The sequence below is a fragment of the Bradyrhizobium sp. 1200_D9_N1_1 genome (assembly GCF_052075915.1).
Lineage (GTDB): Bacteria > Pseudomonadota > Alphaproteobacteria > Rhizobiales > Xanthobacteraceae > Bradyrhizobium > Bradyrhizobium diazoefficiens.
Genome location: NZ_CP197226.1, coordinates 2,096,596 through 2,114,305, shown reverse-complemented (window position 1 = coordinate 2,114,305; position 17,710 = coordinate 2,096,596). Strand labels below are relative to the sequence as shown.

At 65.1% G+C, this 17,710-nt stretch carries 14 protein-coding genes; 2 read left to right on the top strand and 12 right to left on the bottom strand.

Annotation, left to right across the window (positions count from 1 at the left end; genetic code table 11):
- Window positions 1-15 precede the first annotated feature (15 nt).
- The 12 genes from AB5K84_RS10240 to AB5K84_RS10185 form a co-directional block, all read right to left on the bottom strand.
- Window positions 16-915 carry a hypothetical protein gene (locus tag AB5K84_RS10240; RefSeq protein ID WP_011089856.1) on the bottom strand — a complete coding sequence of 300 codons (900 nt, stop codon included), beginning with the start codon at window positions 913-915 and terminating at the stop codon, window positions 16-18.
- Window positions 916-1,009: 94 nt separating this feature from the next.
- Entirely contained in the window at window positions 1,010-1,294 is a 285-nt protein-coding gene (locus AB5K84_RS10235; RefSeq protein WP_011089857.1) for a cupin domain-containing protein, read from the bottom strand.
- A gap of 90 nt (window positions 1,295-1,384) precedes the next feature.
- On the bottom strand, window positions 1,385-2,482 hold the full coding sequence (locus AB5K84_RS10230) for a calcium:proton antiporter (RefSeq protein WP_011089858.1): 1,098 nt from the start codon (window positions 2,480-2,482) through the stop codon (window positions 1,385-1,387).
- Window positions 2,483-2,531: 49 nt separating this feature from the next.
- Complete coding sequence (locus AB5K84_RS10225; RefSeq protein WP_162494151.1) at window positions 2,532-3,953, bottom strand: sodium:proton antiporter; 1,422 nt, start codon at window positions 3,951-3,953, stop codon at window positions 2,532-2,534.
- Window positions 3,954-3,963: 10 nt separating this feature from the next.
- Window positions 3,964-4,761 carry an alpha/beta hydrolase gene (locus AB5K84_RS10220; protein ID WP_011089860.1) on the bottom strand — a complete coding sequence of 266 codons (798 nt, stop codon included), beginning with the start codon at window positions 4,759-4,761 and terminating at the stop codon, window positions 3,964-3,966.
- 22 nt (window positions 4,762-4,783) lie between these two features.
- Window positions 4,784-4,954 carry a hypothetical protein gene (locus AB5K84_RS10215; protein WP_165448174.1) on the bottom strand — a complete coding sequence of 57 codons (171 nt, stop codon included), beginning with the start codon at window positions 4,952-4,954 and terminating at the stop codon, window positions 4,784-4,786.
- 19 nt (window positions 4,955-4,973) lie between these two features.
- A complete protein-coding gene (locus AB5K84_RS10210) occupies window positions 4,974-6,371 on the bottom strand; it encodes an NAD(P)(+) transhydrogenase (Re/Si-specific) subunit beta (RefSeq protein ID WP_011089861.1) in 1,398 nt (465 codons plus the stop codon).
- 39 nt (window positions 6,372-6,410) lie between these two features.
- A complete protein-coding gene (locus AB5K84_RS10205) occupies window positions 6,411-6,728 on the bottom strand; it encodes a proton-translocating transhydrogenase family protein (RefSeq protein WP_011089862.1) in 318 nt (105 codons plus the stop codon).
- 11 nt (window positions 6,729-6,739) lie between these two features.
- The gene (locus tag AB5K84_RS10200) at window positions 6,740-7,867 is read right to left on the bottom strand and encodes a Re/Si-specific NAD(P)(+) transhydrogenase subunit alpha (RefSeq protein WP_038965507.1); all 1,128 of its coding nucleotides are present in this window, start codon (window positions 7,865-7,867) and stop codon (window positions 6,740-6,742) included.
- 137 nt (window positions 7,868-8,004) lie between these two features.
- Window positions 8,005-8,157 carry an aa3-type cytochrome c oxidase subunit IV gene (locus tag AB5K84_RS10195; protein ID WP_008136857.1) on the bottom strand — a complete coding sequence of 51 codons (153 nt, stop codon included), beginning with the start codon at window positions 8,155-8,157 and terminating at the stop codon, window positions 8,005-8,007.
- Between the two features lie 141 nt (window positions 8,158-8,298).
- On the bottom strand, window positions 8,299-11,265 hold the full coding sequence (locus AB5K84_RS10190; protein WP_011089864.1) for a cell division protein: 2,967 nt from the start codon (window positions 11,263-11,265) through the stop codon (window positions 8,299-8,301).
- A gap of 149 nt (window positions 11,266-11,414) precedes the next feature.
- On the bottom strand, window positions 11,415-13,382 hold the full coding sequence (locus tag AB5K84_RS10185) for a M3 family oligoendopeptidase (protein WP_011089865.1): 1,968 nt from the start codon (window positions 13,380-13,382) through the stop codon (window positions 11,415-11,417).
- Between the two features lie 127 nt (window positions 13,383-13,509).
- Here AB5K84_RS10185 and AB5K84_RS10180 point away from each other — a divergent pair, with 127 nt between their 5' ends.
- Both AB5K84_RS10180 and AB5K84_RS10175 read left to right on the top strand, forming a co-directional pair.
- Window positions 13,510-15,009: a sigma-54-dependent transcriptional regulator gene (locus AB5K84_RS10180; protein ID WP_011089866.1), complete on the top strand. Its 1,500-nt coding sequence runs from the start codon at window positions 13,510-13,512 to the stop codon at window positions 15,007-15,009.
- A 347-nt stretch (window positions 15,010-15,356) separates the two neighbouring features.
- On the top strand, window positions 15,357-17,564 hold the full coding sequence (locus AB5K84_RS10175) for a L,D-transpeptidase family protein (protein ID WP_011089867.1): 2,208 nt from the start codon (window positions 15,357-15,359) through the stop codon (window positions 17,562-17,564).
- Window positions 17,565-17,710 lie beyond the last annotated feature (146 nt).

Below are 17,710 nucleotides of genomic sequence, written 5' to 3'. Positions count from 1 at the left end.
GGCGCAAGGGCCGTCTTAGTCGGGGGTGGCGCTCTTCGGCAGAACGGCGTGGAACATCGACTTGACGCCGGACAGCATCTCGTCGGCGACATTGGTCTTCTTCGGCCGCGGCACGGACACACCGGCATCGGCACGCAGATCGAGCGGAGGCGCGATCACCGGCACGGGAATGTCAGCCGGCGGCGTGATCCGATTCGGGTCGTCATTGCCGACCGAGGCCGTGTAGGACGGCGACGAACCGCCATTGCCATACGGCTCGGGCGAGGGCGTGGACACCGTGATCGGCGGCGGCAGCGGACGGACCGCGGACGGCTCCGTCGTGACGACACGCGGGGCCTCGGGGACGCGGGTGGCCTCGCGCACCGCGGGCTCGGGGGTCCGCTCGACCGGCTTGGTCTCGGCGGCTTTGGCTTCGGCAGCCTTGCCCTCAGGCGACTTGCGAAGACGCTCGATGGCGGCACGCGCCAGATCGTTGGCGTCGGGGGCCGCAGCCGGGGACGCCGCCGCCGGCGCAGAATTGGCCTCCACCACCGGGGCGGTAGCTGCCGGGATCGACTTCGCGGCCGCTTTCTCGCGCGCCGGGGGGCGGCCATGCGAGGTGGTGTCGGCGGGAGCGACGTCCGCAGCCTTGGTCTCAGGCTTGTCGGCGGGCTTCTCGGCCGCAGCCTTGTCCGTCGCAGTCTTCTCGGAAACGCTCTTTTCGGAGACACCCTTGGCCTTGACGCCGGGCGCCGGCAGGTTGGCGACGTCGGCGGGCTTCCCGTTCTTGCCAGCCTCGGCGGGTGCCACCACGGCCGTAGGGGTATCGGCCGCCGGCTTGGCGTTGATGTAGTGATTAACGATGTACGCCCCGATGATCGTCGCGAGCACCGAGGGGAAAATATCCATCGAGATTTTAGCGAGGTATTTCAGCATTTCTCGGCCACTCCCCGCGCGATCTGATGCGGGAACTTTGGGGCATTGTAAGGGATCAACTGCGACGGATCGATGGCAAACGGTAACGCGGGACTTACAGCTTCAGCTCGATCTCAAGGAACACGATCTCAGTTGAGGTTTCGTTAAGTACGTCGTGCTGGACGCCGGCTTTGCGGAAGTAGGATTTTCCGGCCGCGAGCTGCGCCTTGGAACGCTCGCCGCCGGGGGCCACGATGGTCATTTCGCCGGCGACGACAGGAACAATCACATAGTCCATCCCGTGGGTGTGGTGCCCGGTCGCGCTGCCCGGGGCGAGCCGCCATTCGGTCACCCGGACCTCTTCGTTGTCGATCTGAACCTCGGACTTGGCGGCAAGCATAGGGAACTCCTTCAGGCATGATCCGGAAAAGTGTGGGGCGGCTTTCCGGAAAGACCGTGCTCAAACAATAACCAGAAGCGCGACCGCGCTTCAGGGCACGAAAACCATGAACACGTAGACGGCAAATACCACCATATGGACCAGCCCGAACAGGACATTGGTCCTGCCCGTGCCGAAGGTCAGCATGCTCAAAAAGAAGGTCAGGAGCAAAAGGACGCTGCCCTGGGCGCTGAGGCCGAGCTCGAGCTCCTTGTCGAAGGCATAGGTGGCGATGCCGACGGCCGGGATGGTGAGACCGATGGTCGCCAGCGAGGAGCCGAGGGCGAGGTTGATGCTCTTCTGGAGATCGTTCTTGCGGGCCGCCGCAATGGCCGAGACACCTTCGGGCATCAGGATCAGAAGCGCGACCAGAAGGCCGGCAAAGGCCGGCGGCGCGCCGATCCTTGCGGCCACGGCATCGACCACGAGCGAGAATTTCTTGGCCAGCAGCACGACTGCCAGGAGCGAGACCAGGAGCAGCCCCACGGTGAGCGCAAGCGCCCCGGCCGACGGGTGCGCCTCCCCGCCCTCGCCCTCCGCCCGTTCATGAACGAAGTAGTCCTTGTGCAGGACGGTCTGGGTGTAGAGAAACACCGCGTAGAGCGCGAGCGTCACCACGTCGACGAAGCCGAGCTGAACCGCCGAATAGACCGGGCCCGGCGTGGTGGTCGTGTAATTCGGCATGATCAGCGTGATGGTCGCGAGCGCGAACAGGACGCTGAGATAGACGTTGGCCCCGGAGAGCTGAAAACCCTGCTCGCGATAGCGCAGGCCGCCGATAAAGATGCAGAGCCCGACGAGACCGTTGCAGACGATCATGACCACGGCGAACACGGTGTCGCGCGCCAGTTCCGGCGCCGGCTTGTCGCCCAGCATGATGGTGGTGATCAGGGCCACCTCGATGATGGTCACCGAGAGCGTCAGCACCAGCGTGCCATAGGGCTCGCCGACCCGTTCGGCGATCACTTCGGCATGATGAACGGCGGCGAACACCGTGCCGAACAGGATGACCAGTAGGACGATCGCGAAGACGAGCCCGCCCAGCGAGAGCGTGAAGACGTAGCCCGTCGCACTGACGGCCGCAAACAACAGCACGGCCAGCGCCGGGAAGATCCAGGCCGACCGTGGCATCGGATTATGCGCGCTCATCCACCAGCTCCAGTTGTAGATCCGAGCAGTAGCAAATCGGCCGGCAGATTCAATGCCAGTGCAGGAACGGCGCGACCGGCAGGACGGTCAGCAGCAGGAACAGCGGGATCAGCACGGCGCCGGCGCGCAGGAGATAGCCGAAGAAGCTCGGCATCTCGACGCCGTTCTCGCGGGCGATGCTGGCGACCATGAAGTTCGGCGCATTGCCGATATAGGTGAGCGCCCCCATGTAGACCGCGCCCATGGAGATGGAGGCGAGCGTGCCCGAGAGCGCATGCATCAGCACCTGCGGGTCGCCGCCGGCGAGCTCGAAGAACAGCAGGTAGGTCGGCGCATTGTCGAGGAACGCCGACATCACACCCGTGAACCAGAAATAGGCGACCTCGCGCGGCGTTCCGTCCGGTGCCGTGACGGCGGACAAAAGCCAGGCGAAGGCGCCGTGGTGCCCGGCATCGAGCATGGCAATGACCGGGATGATGGCGACAAAGATGCCCGCGAACAGCTTTGCGACTTCGCGGATCGGCTCCCAGGTGAAGCCGTTGGCCTGCCTGTGCTCGTCCGGCGTCAGCCACACCGACAGCGCCGCAATGGCCAGCAGCGCCACGTTGCGGGCGATGTCTTCCAGCTCCAGCCTGGTTCCGAGAATGTCGAAGGCAATGCCGGGCTTCCACATCGCCGAGGCCAGCAGGCTCGCGACGATGGCTGCAATCAGCACGAGGTTGACGAGGCCGCGGATCCGCACCGGCTTCAAAGGACCCGTGTCGCCGGGCGGCGGCTCGCTCCTGAAACGCCAGACGTCGACGGCGACGAAGATGACGAGCAGCAGTCCGGCAACGATCGTCGTCTGCAGCCAGATGTTCCGCGTGGTCCAGAAGAAGTCGACGCCGTGCAGGAAGCCGACGAACAGCGGGGGATCGCCGAGCGGGCTCAGCGCGCCGCCGACATTGGCGACCAGGATGATGAAGAAGATGACGACATGAGCGTTGCGGCGCCGCGGCCGGTTGGCCCGGATCAGGGGGCGGATCAGGATCATCGCCGCCCCGGTGGTGCCGACGACGCTCGCCATCAGCGTGCCGAGCGCGAGGATGCCGGCATTCGCCGCCGGCGTGCCCCTGATGTCGCCCGTGATGAGAATGCCGCCGGCCACGACATAGAGCGAGAACAGCAGCACGATGAAGCCGAGATATTCGGCGAGCATGGCGTGGACGAGTGCGGCCAGCGTCGCCATGCCTCCTGCGAGCCAGACCAGCGAGCCGAGTGCCAGCAGTGACCAGGCCGCGGCGATCTTGCCGTAATGGTGGTGCCAGAACTTTGCAAACAGCAGCGGCCCGAGCGCGATCGACAGCAGGAGACCGGCAAAGGGCAGTGCATAGGGCCAGCGCATCGCCGCGCCGTCGAGTTCCATCGCGGCCCATGCCTGCTGCGGCAACAGCGCGAGGATCGCAGCGACGGACAGGTCGCCGCGCAGCATCACGAGCCGTCTAGGAAGCAATGAAGCGCTTTGCTGTTTCAATCGCACCGAAAGCATCAAGATTGTCGTGTCCGCCGCCCGCAAAGCGAACGAACTGCTTCGGTTCATGCGCGAGCGCGAACAGACGCTCTCCGAACATGATCGAAATGGCAAGGTCATTGGTGCCATGCATCACCAAGAGCGGCACCGTGACGCGCGCGATCCGCTCGTCGGAGCGAAACTGATCGCGCATCAGGAGGCGGACCGGAGCGAAGCGGAACGCCGCGGCAGCAACATCGACCGTCGAGGTGTACGGCGCCTCCAGGACCAGCTTGCGGACCGGATGTTCGGCGGCGATGGCGACCGCAACGCCCGTTCCGAGCGAGAAGCCCCAGGCGACGATTCGTTCCGCTGCATAGCGCGCCGTCGTGAAGGCGTAGGCGGCCGCGGCATCGCGCAGCAGGCCCTCCTCGCTCGGCGCGCCGGAGGAGCCGGCATAGCCGCGATAGGACAGCGCGACGAGGCCGGTGCCGTCGGCGGTCATCGCCTTGAAGCGGCTGACGCCGCCCGCGAGAAAATCGCCGTTGCCCGGAAAATACAGAATCACGGGGCGGCCGGGCCTGGCCGGCACGTGCCAGACGATGACCTTCTCGGCATCGGACGTGTTCAGGACGTGCTCTTCCGCCTCGGGCAGGCCGGCGGCATCCGGAGCGGTGCGACCGACGGGTGGGATCGGAAACAGCATCTCGCGCTGCCGGACATACAGCACGACGAGACCGGCGCAATAGACGGCCGCGAGCAGGATGGCGATCCACTTGACGATGGTCATGATGATGCGGCCGGTCTCCGGCTCAGGGCTTGCGCCGGCTCCGCAGCAATTTCATGACGTCGAGCCGGATGCTCGCGGGAACGTCGCGGCAGCCGCACGCCGCCGCATGCGCGGCGTGCCATTTGACGCGCTGCTCGCGCGTCGCTTTGGGTGGCATGCGATGGGACCGGTGCCATTCCTTGTTGATGGCCACGATCCGCTTCCCTCGCGGGCTACATCGCCTTGACGATGTTCTCGGTGACCTTCTTGGCGTCGCCGAGCAGCATCATGGTGTTGTCGCGGTAGAACAGCGGATTGTCGATGCCGGCATAGCCCGAGGCGAGCGAGCGCTTGATGAACATCACGGTGCCGGCCTTCCAGACCTGGAGCACGGGCATGCCGTAGATCGGGGAGGTCTTGTCCTCTTCGGCCGCCGGGTTGGTGACGTCGTTGGCGCCGATCACGAAGGCGATATCGGCCTGCGCGAACTCGGAGTTGATGTCCTCGAGCTCGAACACCTCGTCATAGGGCACGTTGGCTTCGGCCAGCAGCACGTTCATGTGGCCGGGCATGCGGCCGGCCACGGGGTGAATGGCGTATTTCACCTCGACGCCTTCCTTCTTCAGCATGTCGGCCATTTCGCGCAGCGCGTGCTGGGCCTGCGCCACCGCCATGCCGTAGCCGGGCACGATGATGACCTTGGAGGCGTTCTTCATGATGAAGGCCGCGTCATCCGCCGAGCCGAGCTTGGCGGGCTTCTGCTCGCCGGTGCCGCCGCCGGCGGCAGCCGTCTCGCCGCCGAAGCCGCCGAGAATGACCGAGATGAAGGACCGGTTCATCGCGTGGCACATGATGTAGGACAGGATCGCGCCCGAGGAGCCGACCAGCGCGCCGGTGATGATCAGCGCGGAGTTGCCGAGGGTGAAGCCGATACCAGCCGCGGCCCAACCGGAGTAGGAGTTCAGCATCGAGATCACGACCGGCATGTCGGCGCCGCCGATCGGGATGATCATGAGCACGCCGAGCGCCAACGCGAGGATAACGATCATCCAGAAGTCGAACGCGCTGCCGGTCAGCACGAGACCGACGATGAAGAACACCAGCGCCACGGCGAGCGCGATGTTGATGATGTGACGGAACGGCAGGATGATCGGCGCACCGCTCATCCGCGCGGACAGCTTCAGGAACGCGATCACCGAACCGGTGAAGGTCAGCGCGCCGATGGCGACGCCGAGCGACATTTCAACGAGGCTCTGGCCATGGATGTTGCCGGGCGTGCCAATGTCGAACGCTTCAGGCGCGTAGAACGCGCCGGCAGCGACCAGCACCGCGGCCATGCCGACCAGCGAGTGGAAGGCAGCGACCAGTTCCGGCATCGAGGTCATCGGCACGCGGCGCGCGATGACCGCGCCGATGGCGCCGCCGATGGCGATGCCGACGATGACCAGCACCCAGGCCAGGCCGTCAGCCGGCGGATGGTTGGCGAGCGTGGTGGCGACCGCGATCGCCATGCCGATCATGCCGAACAAATTGCCCTGGCGGGAAGAAGCCGGGCTCGACAATCCCCGCAGCGACAGGATGAACAGCACCCCCGCCACGAGATACAAGAATGCAGAGAGATTGGCGTTCATCTCAGGTCCCCATTGATCCCTTCAGCCCGAGGTGGCCGCTTACTTCGACTTCTTCTTGTACATCGCCAGCATGCGCTGGGTGACAAGGAAGCCGCCGAAGATGTTCACGCAGGCGAAGATCAGCGCCACGAAGCCGAAGGCGCGTGCCCAGCCCGAGCCGCTCGAGACGTTCGCGACGCCGCCGGCGAGCAGCGCACCGACCACGATCACCGAGGAGATCGCGTTGGTCACGCTCATCAGCGGCGTATGCAATGCCGGCGTCACCGACCACACCACGAAATAGCCGACGAAGACGGCGAGAACGAAGATCGACAGCCGGAAGACGAAGGGGTCGACGACCTGTGCTGCATGCTCCATGGCGGCTCTCCTTAGACCTTCGGCTGGAAGTTCGGGTGGATGACAGCGCCGTCCTTGGTCAGCGCGGTCGCCTTGACGAGTTCGTCGTCCCAATTCACGGCGAGCTTCTTCTCCTTCTTGTCGACCATGGTCTCGATGAAGGAGAACAGATTGCGCGCGTAGAGGCTGGAGGCCGAGGCCGCGACGCGGCCGGCGACGTTGGTGTAGCCGACGATCTTGATGCCATCGAGATCGACGACCTCGCCCGGCTTCGCGCCCTCGACATTGCCGCCGCGCTCGACCGCGAGATCGACCAGCACCGAACCCGGCTTCATCGACTTGACCATCTCGCCCGAGACGAGCTTGGGCGCCGGCCGGCCCGGAATCAGCGCCGTGGTGATCACGATGTCCTGCTTCTTGATGTGCTCGGCGGTGAGCGCGGCCTGCTTGGCCTGATACTCTTTCGACATTTCCTTGGCGTAGCCGCCCGCGGTCTGCGCGTTCTTGAACTCCTCGTCCTCGACGGCGAGGAACTTGGCGCCGAGCGATTCCACCTGCTCTTTCGTCGCGGGCCGTACGTCGGTCGCAGTGACGATGGCGCCGAGGCGGCGCGCGGTCGCGATCGCCTGGAGGCCGGCGACGCCGACGCCCATCACGAACACTTTCGCGGCGGGCACGGTGCCGGCGGCGGTCATCATCATCGGGAAGGCGCGGCCGAAGGCTTCGGCGCCCTCGATCACGGCGCGGTAGCCGGCAAGGTTGGCCTGCGAGGACAGCACGTCCATCACCTGCGCGCGCGTGATGCGCGGCATCAATTCCATCGCGAATGCGGAAACGCCGGCATCGGCCATCGCCTTCAGCGCGGCATCGTTACCGTAAGGGTCCATGATGGCGATGACGAGCGCCCCACGCTTGTATTGCGCAAGCTCCGATGCCTCGGGGCGCTTCACCTTGATGATGATGTCGGCGTCCTTCAGCGCGTCAGTGCTGACGGTGGCACCCACGGCGGTGAATTCGGAGTCCGGCAGCCCCGACTTGAGGCCGGCGCCCGGCTCGACGGCGATCTCGGCGCCGAGCGCTTTGAACTTCTTCACCGTATCAGGCGAAGCGGCAACGCGCGGCTCCGACGGATCGATTTCCTTGGCAACGGCGATCTTCATAGGCCCTCCGGCGGCGCGGGAAAAAGCGCGCACGCAAACTTAGCGTCACTCCCGCAACGTTGGATACCGGTTTTGGCACCGGTTTGAATGCAAATTTTATGGGCACCGACGGCGCTGTCGGTGCGGCAGACGATGGATCAGGTGAGGAAGATCGCCATCAGGATCACGATGAGCGCGACCGAGGCCGTGCCGTATTTCACCAGCTTGATGAAGCCCTCATAGGTCTGCTCGTGGGCAACGTAGTCGTTGCCGTCGGCAGTGGTGTACGCCACTTCGCTATGGTCAGCCATGGATTGTCCCCAGTCGAAAGTCGAATTCTGGGGCTGGGATACCTTAATCTTTCGGGCAGGGCAACGGCAGGCAAGCGCGGTTTTCCCGCAAATCAGGTCATTTGGAATTCCGATTGCCGGGAATTCGGGCTCTCGCGCCGCTCAGCCCTGATCGATCATCGTGGCGGTGACACTCACGGTCGGTCGCCGGGGCTCCGGAAGACCGAGCGCCGCGCGGACCGCGTCGATCGCCTTCTCGCCCGCCTCGGTAAATCGCGCCATGCGCGGATCCGTACCGGGACCGACCGCCACGGAATGGTCGCCGGCCAGGAAGCCATGGGTCATGTGGAACCCCAGCGCGCGATAGACCTCGAACTGCTCCTCCGAGAAGAACTGATCGCCGGTGGTCTCGTGGGGGAAGGTGTCGTTCCGCCGCGCATAGTCGCGGATGTAGTCGTTCTCGTCGCTGGAGAGCGAGGACTTGATATAGACGAGATAGCCCTTGTCATCGCCGCCATAGTCGATGCTGCCGATCGCCACATGAACGTGCGGAGCCTCGTCCGTGGCGCCGGAGGACGCTTGTGCGGACTTCCTGTCGGCGTTCTCCGCCATGATGGCGCGCGTGCGGTCGCGGATCGGCGTCCAGGGCAGATCGATCCGGACCCCGAGGTCGATGCGGGCATAGCGCTGCAGCTTCATCAGCGAGGCGAAATTCATCGGTGCGTCGGCTTCCGCGTCGACCGCGACGATCACCTTGCAGCGCCGGCGCAGCAGCTCGTAGACGCCGAGATTTTCGATGTGGCCGCCGTCGGTGAGATAAACGCCATCGCTGTTCTCGTAGAGACGGCCCGAGATTTCCGACCACAGGAACAGCGGCGTGGAGCGGCGCTGCGGCCGGGCTGTGGCCTCGACATAGCGCGGGTTGTTCAGCCAGTAGCCCAGCCGCACGTTCAACAGCGCGAGCGTCGGCGTCAGCGCCTTGATCGAGTTCGAGCCCATGTTCGACGACGCCGCCGCCCCGGAGATCGCCATAGCGGTGGCAAGGTCGAGGCTTTGCTCCAGACGCTCGACCGCCGGCGTCCTGGCGTACCGCGTCGCCTCGCTGCCGACATAGAGCGGCGAGAAGACGAAGAAGTCCGCATTGCGGCCGCGCCGGTTGGCGAAGTCCGACCCCTGGATGTTGAGCGCCGTGTTGATGAGATGATAGGGCGCCCGCAGCTTCGGCGCGGCCGGCCGATCGGTCGTCGTGGCACCGTCGTCCGCGACCACGAAAAGCTCGCTCAACTTCATGCGATCGAGCGGCTTGAAATCGCGCCCCTGGTCGAGGCTCGCCTCGGCGCGCGCGATATTGCCGTCTGCCGAGCGGCCGGGGTCGAACAGGAAAGCCTTGCTCAGCCGGTCGCGGTAGAGGCGGTGCAGCGAATTCGCATTCGGCGTCAGGGACCAGGAGATCGCAAACAGCAGCATGCCGACGAGCGCGTACAGGATCACCACGGGCAGGCTGTGCGCGTAGCCGGAGCCTCGATCCGTCCAATCGAATTGTCTTGCGACATTGCCCGCGGCAAATGCGAGCCACGCCGGAACGTGGGATACCGGCGTCAACCAGTCCGTCGTCGCCGTCGCTGCGGCAGCTTTTGGCGTGATCTCGGCCGAGAGGGTGCCGGCAGCCGCGTCGAACTCGATCTTGCCCGACAGGTTTGCCGACGCGGGCACAGTCGATTTATTGGCGGCGAGACAGCCCTTCTGCGCAATAACGGTCAGAGGCGCCTGGCATTTTTCGATCGGATCGTTGGCGATGCCCCAATAGGACAGATAGAGATAGGCGACCCAGATGATCAGCGGCAGCGCCAATCCCGCGATCCACAGCGCGACCTTGGCGATGATCGCGAGCACCAGCGAGCCCCATTGCGAGGATACGCTGTTGCCCTTCAGGAGTTCGGCGAACTGCTGCCTGAAGGCCGTGACGAATATGCCGATCGGCGCGGCAATCGCGGCGAGCGATTTGATCCAGGTGACGGCGACGCCGCCGACCGGCCCGCCGATCGTGTTGCTGTCGACGACATCGAACATCTGCAACAGCATGAAGGGCTGGAACTCGAAGAACGCGATCACGGCAAGCAGCACCAGGAAGGTCGCGCCGGCCGTCGGCCAATGCGAGCGAAACTCCTGGCGGTTCTCGGGACTTGCAAATGACTGCTTGAGCGCCCAGCCGAAGAACAGGCCGATGCCGATGATCGCCGTTGCCAGCGTCAGCGCGAAATTCCTGATCTGAAGGACGCGGGCGAAGTCGCACGCGATGCCAAGCAGGAACGCGATGCCCGCGGCATAGGTCAGGAAGACGGTTGGGCCGATGCCCCGTTCCGCGCGTGAGAGCAGATAGGCAATTCCACCGCAGGCAAGCAGCACCAGCGCAACGATCGCGCCGATGGCGGCGAAACCGAAACGGTCCGCGATCCAGCCGAAATGGTGCAGCTCACATTGCGGCGAAGCGCCGTCGGCAAGATCGACACCGAAGAAGTTCGCGACCGTCAGGCAGCTCCGCAGCGGGGTCGACCAGATGGTAACGGCGGCGAGCAGCAGCACCGCCGGCAGCGTCAGCCCGATATTGGCGATCAGGCCGCGCGCCACGATCGCAATCCCGGTCAGGAGATCGCGGAAGCCGGCCGGGACCAGGTAGTTGGAATAATTCCTGATGTGCCCGACCGACGGCGTGTCGCTGATCTCGCTGGCGGTTACGGTTTCCCCCGTCGGCCGCTCGCCGAACACAAAACGCCCTGTCACCGTCATGGTCGTGCTGAGCGAGGTGCCGATGTAGCCGCCACCCGATACGGTGGAGAGATAGTCGATCCGTCCGATCAGATCGTGGTGGTTCAGGGCCTGGAGCACGCCGAGACACATGGCCGAGGAGCGGATGCCGCCGCCCGACAAGGCGAGCCCGACGACGTCGAGCATCTGGCAGGCGACGATACCGTCGGGGTCGATTTGCCGCGCCTCCTCGCGGCGCGTGTTGATGGCCTCGATCTCGTCGCGCACGATCTGCTGATGCTTCTCGCACCAGGGCGTTTCCTCCTCGAAGGCTGCGGCGTTCCGTGCTGCGCCAGGTCGCGGGACCTGTCCCTGGTCGGGCATGCGAGCCTCTCCCGAGCAACAAAAAGCGATCGGCAATCAAGAGTTGAAAAAGTACATCAAGTATCTACAGGATTAGTCTCGCCTCCGGCGCGAACGTTCAACGCCGGCGCGGGAACCCGAGGCGGCCAGGCGCCCGCGCGCCCGACGCCTCAGCCCATCGCCTCCAGCTCGTCGATCATCCCGGCAATGACCGAAAGGCCGCCGTCCCAGAATTTGGGATCCTTGGCATCGAGCCCGAACGGCCGCAGCAGCTCGGAATAGTGCTTGGTGCCGCCGGCGGCGAGCATATCGAGATAGCGCTCGGCAAAGCCCTCGGCCGCGTTCTCGTAGACCGCGTAGAGCGAGTTCACCAGACAATCGCCGAAGGCATAGGCATAGACGTAGAACGGCGAATGGATGAAGTGCGGAATGTACATCCAGTAGTTCTCGTAGCCGGCCTTGATCTCGATCGCCGGCCCCAGGCTCTCGCCCTGCACCGACAGCCAGATCTCGCCGAGCCGCGTCGCGGTGAGCTCGCCGTTCTTGCGCTCGGTGTGGACCGCGCGCTCGAAGGAATAGAAGGCGATCTGCCGGACCACGGTGTTGATCATGTCCTCGACCTTGCCGGCGAGCAGCGCCTGGCGCTGCCTGGCGCTCTTGGTCTGCGCCAGGAGCCGCCTGAAGGTCAGCATCTCGCCGAACACGCTCGCGGTCTCCGCCAGCGTCAGCGGCGTCGGCGCCATCAGCGCGCCGTTCTTGGCCGCCAGCACCTGATGCACGCCATGGCCGAGCTCGTGGGCGAGCGTCATCACGTCGCGCGGCTTGCCCTGGTAGTTCATCAGCACGTAGGGGTGCGCCGACGGCGTGGTCGGATGCGAGAACGCGCCCGGCGCCTTGCCCGGACGCACCGGCGCGTCGATCCAGCGGTCGGTGAAGAAGCGCTCGGCGATGTCGGCCATTTTGGGCGAGAAGCCGCGATAGGCCGTCAGCACCATGTTGCGCGCATCAGGCCAGCCGATGACGTCCGTCGCCGCAAACGGCAGCGGCGCGTTGCGGTCCCAATAGGCCAGCCGCTTCTTGCCGAACCACTTTGCCTTCAGCGCGTAATAGCGATGCGACAGCTTTGGATAGGCCGCGCGCACCGAGGCCACCAGCGCATCCACCACCTCGCGCTCGACGCGGTTGTTCAGGTGGCGGGAATCCGCGACGTCCTTGAAGCCGCGCCAGCGGTCGGAGATGTCCTTGTCCTTGGCCAGCGTGTTGGTGATCAGCGCGAAAGTGCGCTCATTGGCCTTGAAGGTCTTCGCCAGCGCCTCCGCCGCGGTTTTGCGCTTGGCGCCGTCGCGGTCCTGCAACAAATTGAGCGTCGGCTCGATCGCGAGCTCCTTAGGCCCGACCTTGAAGCGCAGGCCGGAGATGGTCTGGTCGAACAGCCGGTTGAAGGCGGAATAGCCGGTCTGCGCCTTCTCCAGGAAAAGCTGCTCGAGCTTGTCGTCGAGCTGATAGGGCTTCTCCTTGCGCAGATCCTCGATCCAGGGACGGTAATGTGCGAGCTCCGGCGCCTGCATCGCACGGGTCAAAATATCGTCATCGACACGATTGAGCTCGAGCGCGAAGAACAGAAGATGGGTGGACGCCGCCGTCAGCCGCTCGGAGACATCGCCGTAAAACTTTGAAATCTTGGGATCAACGCTGTCGCCGGCATGGACGAGACCGGCATAGGAGCCGAGACGGCCGGCGAGATCGTCGATCGCCTCATAGCGTCGCACGGCCTCGGCGAGCCATTTTCCGCCATCTTCATTTGCTGTCCCTGTCGCGAGCTTGCCTTTGTAGTCGGTCTCGAACGCGACGCAATCGGCATCCATCCTTTCGAGATCGCGCGCCACTTCCGGCGCGTCGATCCCGGAATAGAGATCGGCGAGGTTCCATTCCGGAAGCCTGCCGGTCTTGCTCGCAGGCTTGGCTAGTGAAGACTTGGCGAGTGAAGACTTGGCGAGTGACGACTTGGAGGGCTTTGCCTTGACGATGGCTTTCTTGGCGGCGGATGTCCTGGTGTTCGGCTTGCGGAGAGCGGGTTTGCTGGGAGCGGGCTTCTTCAAGGCAGACTTTCCGAGAGCGGACTTGGAGCGCGAATTCATTTTGTGGGAAACCTGTGTTCAACAAGCGCGACGGCGGGCGGGGGCATCAAGGTTTAAGAGTGCGTTAATCGGCTTCGGCCAGAGTGCCCCGATTCGAGACAGATAGTAGTAGCGTGCGGGGAACACCATGGCTGCCAGTATTTTGATCGCCGACGACGACGCTGTAGCCCGCCGGCTGATCGAGAACATGGTGCAGAAATGCGGCTATGAGACGGTCGTCGTGGACTCCGGCGATGCCGCGATCGCCGCCCTCACCGCCCCCGATGCACCCGCTATCGACGGCGTCATCCTCGATCTCGTGATGCCCGGCCTCGACGGCATGGGCGTACTGGCGAAGATCCGCGAAGCCGGCCTCAGCGTGCCCGTCATCGTGCAGACCGCCCATGGCGGCATCGACAACGTGATCTCGGCGATGCGCGCCGGTGCTGCTGATTTCGTGGTCAAGCCGGTCGGCATGGAGCGGCTCCAGGTCTCGCTTCGCAACGCGCTCAACGCCTCCGCGCTGAAGGGCGAACTACAGCGCATCCGTCACAGCCGCGAGGGCCGGCTGACCTTCTCCGACATCATCACCCGCGCCGAGGCGATGGCCGGCGTGATGCGCACCGCGCAGAAGGCGGCGAACTCCTCGATCCCGGTGCTGATCGAGGGCGAGTCCGGCGTCGGCAAGGAGATGTTCGCGCGCGCCATCCATGGCAGCGGCGAGCGCAAGGCCAAGCCGTTCGTCGCGGTCAATTGCGGCGCGATCCCCGACAACCTCGTCGAGTCCATCCTGTTCGGCCACGAGAAGGGCGCCTTCACCGGCGCCACCGAACGCCACACCGGCAAGTTCGTCGAGGCTCATGGCGGCACGCTGTTTCTGGACGAGGTCAGCGAGCTGCCGCTGGCTGCGCAGGTCAAGCTGCTGCGCGCGCTCCAGGAAGGCGCGGTCGAGGCCGTCGGCGGCCGCAAGCCGGTGAAGGTCGATGTCCGCATCATCTCGGCAACCAATCGCAGGCTGCTGGAACGGGTGAAGCAGGGACATTTCCGCGAAGACCTGTTCTATCGCCTGCACGTGCTGCCGCTGACGATCCCCTCGCTGCGGACCCGGCGCGAGGACATCCCGCATCTGCTCCGGCATTTCCTGGCGCGCTTTGCCGCCGAGGAGAACCGCACCATCACCGGCATCAGCGGCGAGGCCGTGGCGCATCTCGCGCAACTCGACTGGCCCGGCAACATCCGCCAGCTCGAAAATGCGGTGTACCGCGCGGTGGTGATGAGCGAGGGCGACCAGCTTGGCCTTGGCGATTTCCCGCTGCTCGCCTCGCAGCCGTATCCCGCAACCGAGATTCCGACCGCGCCGCTGATGCTCGAGCCGATCGCGGCGCCTTCCGTTGTGTCGTCGGGTAGCGAAATACCGATTGCGCCGCTCCCCTCGGTGGGAACTCTTCCCATGCTGACCGCGACCGGCGACGTCCGCCCGCTGGAGGACATGGAGAACGAGATCATCCGCTTCGCGATCTCGCATTACCGCGGGCAGATGTCCGAGGTCGCCCGCCGCCTCAAAATCGGCCGGTCCACGCTCTATCGAAAACTCGACGAGGCCGGGGTTCCCGGACATGGCGGGAAAAGCGGCGAGGAGACGCACTGAGCCTCATGCGAACGGAGGTTCGCGCGACGGCGCGAGGCGACTGTAAGCCGTTCGCATGACGACAGAATTCGACTGCGATTTGAACCGTGACCTGGAAGTGACAGACAGAGGGAAAAGCGCGCGGCAAAGGCGCACAATCCGTTGCCAAGAGGCTCCCTTGAAGTCAGTTTGTCGTGAGTTGTCCCGGGTAGCGCTGGCTGCAAAATCGGGGCCTGTATATCGTCTGCGTATGAATCGTTGCGTGCAGGCGTGCAACTTTCGAGAGGCCGGCGCGGTTTAGCCGAAGCTCAATTAGGCGATAACAAAGCTGTTCCACGAGGGACAGTTCACCCGAGGGGTGCGACACAATGCGTGACTGTTTGAACCACCGTGCAGGCTTTGACCGTGTCTTGATGACGGTCGCAGCAACCTTCCTCACGGTGTCGGCCAGCTCGGCCCTGGCGCAGGATCAGGCGCGCAGCAGCGCCGCCGAGCTCGCGATCGAAGCCGCGATCCCGCGCCCCGAGCCCGCCAACGTCCCGCCCCCGACTGCCTCCGACATCAAGCTCGACGCCACCGCCACGGTCCAGGACTCCGCGAAGGAGCCGGCCAAGGAACCCGTGAAGGCCGAAGCCGCTCCCGCGCCGGACAAGGTTGAGACCAAGCCGTCCGACGTCGCCACCACGCCCGCCACCGAGGCGCCGAAGAGCGAGACGGCTAAAACGGAGCCCGCGACGACCGAGCCCGCCAAATCTGAACCAGCAAAGGCCGACACTGCGACGACCGCGCCGGCTGCGCCTGCGGCTCCCGCCACCGCAGCGGCTCCTGCCGCCGAGCCGGTCAAGGCTGCGAGCAGCGTGCCCGCCGCCGACCAGCCGGTCGCCGACAAGCTGAAGGATATCATCGGCGCCAAGACCTCGCGCCATTTCGACCGCAAGAACGAGCGCGCGGCGATCGAGAAGTTCTACGGCGCCCGCGACTTCGCGCCGGTGTGGACGCAAGCCGGCAGCCTGACCGCCGCGGCCAAGGGCGTGATCGCGCGGCTGAAGGATGCAGCCTCCGACGGCCTCAATCCGACCGATTATCCGGTGCCGGATTTCGCCGCCGCCACGACCCCCGATGCGCTCGCCGACGCCGAGCTCAAGCTCACCGCCAGCATGTTCGACTATGCGCGCCAGGCCCAGAGCGGCCGCATGCACTGGTCGCAGGTCAGCGCCGACATCCTCTATCCCGAGCATCCGGTCGACCCGAGCGAGGTGCTCGCCAAGGTCACGACCGCGGCTGACGCCTCCGCGGCGCTCGACAGCTACAACCCGCCGCAGAAGCTCTACAAGGAGCTGAAGGCGAAGCTCGCGGAGCTCCGCGGCCAGGGCAGCGGCCCGGTGATCGAGATCGCCGACGGCCCGGCGTTGAAATACACCCCCGCCGGCAAGAAGCAGGCTGAAATCGTCGTCGAGGATCCGCGCGTGCCGCAGCTTCGCGCCAAGCTCGGCATCACCGAGAATGCGAGCGACACCCGCTATGACGCCGCGGTCGCGGAAGCCGTGCGCAAATTCCAGAACGGCGCCGAGATCAAGGCGACCGGCATCCTCGACGACAAGACGGTCAAGGCGCTCAACACCCCGAAGCGCGACAAGCAGATCGACACGGTGCTGGTGAACATGGAGCGCTGGCGCTGGCTGCCGCGCGACCTCGGCGTGCCCTCGCTGGGCGATGCCTATGTCATCCTCAACATTCCCGACTACACGCTGAAGGTGATGCAGCGCGGCCAGCCGGTCTGGACCACCCGCGTCGTCACCGGCAAGCCGGGCCAGCACGCGACGCCCCTGCTCACCGAAACGATGAAGTACATCACGGTCAACCCGACCTGGAACGTGCCGCCGTCGATCGTCTACAACGAATACCTGCCGGCGCTTCAGCAGGACCCGACCGTGCTTCAGCGCATGGGACTCAAGCTCGAACAGAACCGCGACGGCTCCGTGCACATCTCGCAGCCGCCGGGTGAAGCCAACGCGCTCGGCCGCATCCGCTTCAACTTCCCGAACAAGTTCCTGGTCTATCAGCACGACACGCCGGACAAGAACCTGTTCGCCAAGGAAGACCGCGCCTTCAGCCACGGCTGCATGCGTGTGCAGAACCCGGATCAGTACGCCTCCGTTCTGCTCAACATCGCCATGCCGAACGAGAAGTACACGCCGGAGCGCGTGCGCAGCATGTACGGCAAGAGCGAGATCGACCTGAAATTCCCGACCCCGATTCCGGTCAACATCACCTATCAGACCGCGTTCGTGGACGATGCCGGCAAGCTGCAATTCCGCAAGGACGTCTACGGCCGCGACTCGACCATGATCAACATCCTGAAGAACAGTCGCGGCAAGGATCTCGAGAATATCGTCGCGCACTCCCAGCCGAGCTATTCGCGCCCGGCAACGACGCTGCCCTCGGGCGTGGCAGTGGCCAACAATGGCGGCGGCTTCGGCTCGTCCGGTCCGAACTTCTTCGAGCGGCTGTTCGGCGCCCCGACCCCGCCGCCGACTCCGGTCGGCCGCAGGCCGCAGCGGGTGTTTACCCGCTGAGCCGGGCCCGGCCGCTCGCTTCCTGAAATTCTGCAATAAAATCAACGCCCCCGTCCCCTGGATGGGGGCGTTTCGCGTTAACCATTCTCGACCCGGACCCCGGGCAGCGGGCGTTTTTTTGCCACACTCAACCGGTTAGGTTTGTA